Genomic DNA, 855 nt, shown 5'->3' with positions numbered 1-855 from the left:
GTCGCCCATTTTGCTCTGGGTGTGCTGGTTTAATTCGTTCGGGGCGAATACCCAAATCAATCCACCATTTTGATAATCGGCTAATGCCACCCAATGCAGTTGAGGCAAAAGGTGCGCTATTATCAGAACGGATTGCCCAAGGTAAGCCAAATTCTTCAAACAGCCGCTCAAAATGAGCGATGACTGGAGAGCTGCGAGTACTGCTTAAACCTTGGCACAGCAATAGATAACGACTGAAATTGTCTGTTACGGTTAAGGGATAACACAATGTGTGATTTCCTAACTCAAACTGACCTTTGAAATCGACGCTCCAAGTGCTATTGGCTGCAATGCAATCGTTAAAAGGCTGTGTATCGGCACTGACTCTACGGCGACGTTTACGCGGTTGCACCAAATCTGCACGAGCGAGGATTAAATCGCCTGTGCTATCTGCTGGTTTATGCTGTTCTGGAAAGGTACGTGCAAATAAATCTAACAGTTTCTTTGCACCCCAATCGGGACGCTTGAGTTTCTCAGCAATGAGCCATTCGCAAATCCATTGTGGTGTGGCATTGGGGCTATGCAGAGGTCGGCGAGAGTATTCTGCTAGTCCATCAAATCCCACCTGCTCATGGTGTTTAATCCATTTATCAGCGGTTGGGCGACTGATGTTAAATTGCTTGCAAAGCTCCACTTTGGTGTAACGTCTGGTGAGCCATGCTTTGATAAACAGGGTACGTTGTTGCATGATATTCGTTTTATTCCAAGGCATTGTGCTACTTTCATCATTCATGTTGGTATGTTGATGAGGGTTTACTGAATGGAATGTAAACGATGTCTTCGGGTTGTGATGTAAACTATGTTATCAGGTTGTAC

General features: G+C 45.1%; 1 protein-coding gene. It reads right to left on the bottom strand.

Annotation, left to right across the window (positions count from 1 at the left end; genetic code table 11):
* A partial coding sequence (locus tag BQ5809_RS08080) for a DDE-type integrase/transposase/recombinase (protein ID WP_200778897.1) occupies positions 1 to 727 on the bottom strand: 727 nt, incomplete at its 3' end.
* Positions 728 to 855 lie beyond the last annotated feature (128 nt).

It is taken from the genome of Kingella kingae ATCC 23330 (assembly GCF_900111845.1).
In the GTDB taxonomy this organism is placed as follows: domain Bacteria; phylum Pseudomonadota; class Gammaproteobacteria; order Burkholderiales; family Neisseriaceae; genus Kingella; species Kingella kingae.
The sequence above is the reverse complement of the archived record's forward strand: the minus strand, read 5'-3'. Positions and strand labels throughout refer to the sequence as shown.